A 3,882-nucleotide genomic window follows, 5' to 3' on the forward strand; every position below is an offset into this window, starting at 1 on the left:
GAGAGGTCGCTGCTTGCATTGGAGAGGCTGTCCGCCTCGGTCTGGATCGAGCGGACGATGTGGTGAAGCGCATCCTTCATCTCAAGCAGCTCGTTTGCCATATCGCCGATCTCGTCGTTCCATGTTGCACGCGAGCCCTGGAAGGAGAGGTCGAGTTTTCCGAGCTTGCCGACTTCGCCGCGCAGTTTGACGAGACGACTGGCGAGACGGCGTGCGTACCATGTGGCGGCGACACCGATACCGATGATGCCGACAATGCTGATGACGAGCACGATGATAAAGATGTGATCGACGTTGTCATTCAGCTTCTCAAGCTGCTGCTCCTGTACGGTGGTCTGAATCTCTGCCGCCTTGCTAAAGAGCGCGTCGATCTCGTCCGTCTTCTTGCGGAGTTCCGTGGCTGCTGCCGTCGCCGCCTCGATGTCGTTGCGCTGGTAGAGGGCGATGATGTTCTTCGTCTTCTCTGTATAGTCGTGTACCGCCTTGCGCAGTTCCTCGCCGCGTGCCTTCGCGTCGGCGTTGACCGCATTGTCGGCAAAGACACCGATGAGTTCGTCTGCCTTCTTGAGCGCGTTCTCCGTATCCGTCGCACGGTTCGCGTCGCGTGTGATGATGTAGCCGCGCACCTCGCTCAGTCCCTGATGGAAGTCGTCCTCCGCCTCGAGCAGTGTAATGCTGTTCTTGACCGTGACCGAGAGCAGATGCTGATAGTCCGCACTTGATGACTTGAATTCATAGAGAACGACGGCAAGCAGGACGATCATCAGTGCAATGACACTGCCGACCAGCCCCGTGAGCTGCAGCCCGATGGGCATTCGCTGTCCCATAGAGATTCCTCCTCATTCCTTTTCCCTCATTGTACCCCCCGTTGCCACACAGGAGGGCGATGTTAAACCCTATATGTCACATATTTTGCACCCGATGAGAGCGCTTGTCAATCATTTTTTCATGTAGAAAAAATTTTTCACAAAAATAGTTTTAAACTATTGCATTAGGGGGTGGAATGTGATAAATTTACATTCATAATTTTCCTGTTTGCGCTGTATGCCTAGCGTTCGGTTGTGGACGACGGGGGCGGCATGCGGCACGTTTGGAACGATTAGTCGGCCTTGGTGAGGGAGCACCTCGGGACTTGGCAGGGTGATTAGTGTCTGCACGACGGAATTGTTTATAAATAAAGATTGTGCATGGACGACCAAATGACGGCAGGGAAGCAAGGCTGGTGGATTCACCAGCCTTTTCTTTTTGCCCAAAATACGTTAGAATATTGTATGACGGCTTATGCAGGAGGCAGCTGCCGTCGATTCATACTATATAGATGAAACTACATTACATGGAGGTAATGTTATGGCACTTTTCGAGGGAATAGGGCGCGTTGCTGATTATGCGCAGCTGCGGAATCTCCGGCGCGAGATGAAGTATCGCATCAAAACGGGACAGAGTCTCGCGGAGGCGATGGGTAAAACGGCGCAGCCGAACAAGCTGACATCATCGGCGCTGCAAAAGACGCAAAAGGCGGACGCGAACCGCGAGGCGCAGATCCGCCAAAAGCTGCGGCAGGGACAGAAGCTCTCCGCAACGGACAAGCAGTATTTGAAGGATAATAATCCCGACCTCTACGAGAAGGTGGCGCGGATCGAGGAGCGACGCGAGGCACTGGCGCGTGCGCTCAGGAATGCCAAGACGAAGGACGAGGCCCAGCGCGCCGTGGCGCAGGCGAATATCGCCGTGCTCTCCGAGATGAAGTCGGGCGGCGGGGAAACACCGAGTTTTCATGGCATGGGCGGCGGCTCTGCCGAGGGCGGAGACTCCTCCGCGATGACGGCGGGCGGCGGCATGGGGGATGCGCTCGATGCGCCGATTGCGGCTGATGAGGGAGCCGCACCCAGGTCGGGTGAGATGCAGGGCGCACTCGGCCGTGATGCCCTTGCCGCGCAAGGTACTGCGGAGAGCGGCATCAATGCGCGCACGGGAGAGGCGTCCGGTGACAGCCGTGCGGGAGAGGCAGACGAGAAGAAGGAGGGCTTTCAGCCCGGTCCCGCGACGCGCGATCAATATGGCAATCGTCGCGTGCTCTCGCCCAAAGAGATGGATGACATGCTCCGTCAGGCGCAGGAGTCAGGGAAGCTCTCGCCGCTCGACAACGAGAAGGTCTACCTCCTGCGCGCGCTGCAGCGCGAGTGGATGGAGTATGCGAACTCCGAGGAGTTCAAGAACCTCCCGAATACGGCACTGGATGCCGCCGAGGAGGAGATGCGCGGCGTGCGCCGTAAAAAGCATGAGGCGTCGGACGGCGTGCCCGTGCGCGCGATTGCGCCGAACGCCGCTGCCGTCTTTACCGCCGCGCACAGGTATTACCATGCGGCAAATGGCGGGGAGCCGTTCGAGGCGAAGGGGTAGATTAGGTAGGATGCAGTTATGTGACAAGGTCTGTCAGGGCGAGCGAAACGCCAAAGCGAACCCTAGTGGAGCAAGCGGAGAAAAGGGTGCGTTCTGCCCCCTGCGGATTTCTTTCGTTCAAGCGTAGCGCGTTTAAGAAGTCCGCAGGTATTTAGGCAGATAAGCACCCGACCGCTTGCGTAACTAAGCGTTCGCGTGGCGTTCGCAGTCCTGAACAAACACTTGTAATTTTAGAAAGGCCACATTATGTTTACATTCAAAGGGGACGGATTCCCCAGTTTTCACGGCATCACCCCGCAGATTCACGAGGAGGCGTTCGTCGCCCCGCAGGTCTTCCTCTCGGGCGATGTGCGCGTCGGGCAGTATGCGAGCCTCTGGCCGGGCGTCGTTGCGCGCGGCGATGTCAACTACATCTCTGTCGGCGCCAGCTCGAACATACAGGATCTCACCTGTCTGCACGTTGCGGACGACAATCCGTGCATCATCGGGGACTATGTGACCGTCGGGCACAGCGCATGCGTCCACGGCTGCGAGATCGAGGATCACGTCCTCATCGGCATGGGGGCGATCGTGCTGACAGGCGCAAAGATCGGGCGCGGTTCGATCATCGCGGCGGGCGCGGTGGTCAAGGAGAACGCCGTCATTCCGCCGAACTCCCTCGTTGCAGGCGTGCCCGCGAAGATTGTGCGCGAGAATATCGACCGCATTGCGACGATCCACGCACAGGCGCTCAAGTACAAATGCGAGTGGGCGGTCGAGTACGGCGTCTATCCCGAGATCGGCGGGGAGCGCTACGGCGGCGAGCAGGTCATCTGATGGCGGAGGAACAAGATCGCATCCGTCAGCCGCACGGCAGAGAGCAGCAGGTCAAGATGGAGATCGTCTCCATGATCCACGGCGGCGAGTCGCCCTACGACGTGATTCACCACGTCGCGCAGTGGCTCGAGAAAGCCTCGGGCGAGCCGGGCTACGCACAGTACGTCGAGGACGCCATGCGCGCAGTCTACGGCTGCGCACTCGAGCATGTGCGCCCGATGGAGGACGAGCTGCGCGACGTGGAGGCGCGCCTCGCACGCATCCGCGCCGCCTATGAGAAGCCGGAGTTCACGGAGGAGGAGAAGAAGCGCATCCGCTTTGCCATCGATTTGCACGTGAAGAACATTGAACGACTCAAAGGCTGCATTGCACGCGCGAAGGCGAACGGTGAGACGGCGGAGATTGTGAAGAACTAAATTTTCTCCATAAATAAACTGTATACCGAAAAATAATAAAATCCATGCCTTGTACGCATGGATTTTTTGTGTTAGAATACAGGCACAGATCACAATTTGTGAGATGATTTTGAGAACTGAGAAAATGTCGTTAGGAGGAAAGGATCATGAAGATTTCTACCGTAAAGAAAGTTTTTGCGGCAGGGGCAGTCCTTGCGGCGATGGTGGTGCTCTTCACAGGATGCAACGGCGACTCCAGCGTGGAGGGCAA

At 57.6% G+C, this 3,882-nt stretch carries 4 protein-coding genes; 3 read left to right on the forward strand and 1 reads right to left on the reverse strand.

Annotation, left to right across the window (positions count from 1 at the left end; translation table 11 throughout):
* Nucleotides 1-827, reverse strand: an 827-nt coding sequence (locus tag AXF19_RS05150; RefSeq protein ID WP_157092527.1) for an MCP four helix bundle domain-containing protein, incomplete at its 3' end; no start/stop codon positions are given.
* 520 nt (nt 828-1,347) lie between these two features.
* On the opposite strand from AXF19_RS05150, the gene AXF19_RS05155 reads away from it, so the two are divergent.
* From AXF19_RS05155 to AXF19_RS05165, 3 genes are all read left to right on the forward strand, one after another.
* Nucleotides 1,348-2,400 carry a hypothetical protein gene (locus AXF19_RS05155; RefSeq protein ID WP_066845968.1) on the forward strand — a complete coding sequence of 351 codons (1,053 nt, stop codon included), beginning with the start codon at nt 1,348-1,350 and terminating at the stop codon, nt 2,398-2,400.
* Between the two features lie 246 nt (nt 2,401-2,646).
* Nucleotides 2,647-3,216: a gamma carbonic anhydrase family protein gene (locus tag AXF19_RS05160; RefSeq protein WP_066845970.1), complete on the forward strand. Its 570-nt coding sequence runs from the start codon at nt 2,647-2,649 to the stop codon at nt 3,214-3,216.
* Complete coding sequence (locus AXF19_RS05165) at nt 3,216-3,632, forward strand: hypothetical protein (protein WP_066845974.1); 417 nt, start codon at nt 3,216-3,218, stop codon at nt 3,630-3,632. The genes AXF19_RS05160 and AXF19_RS05165 overlap by 1 nt, the downstream gene beginning before the upstream one ends.
* Nucleotides 3,633-3,882: the final 250 nt, after the last annotated feature.

The organism is Selenomonas sp. oral taxon 126 (assembly GCF_001683335.1).
In the GTDB taxonomy this organism is placed as follows: Bacteria; Bacillota; Negativicutes; order Selenomonadales; family Selenomonadaceae; genus Centipeda.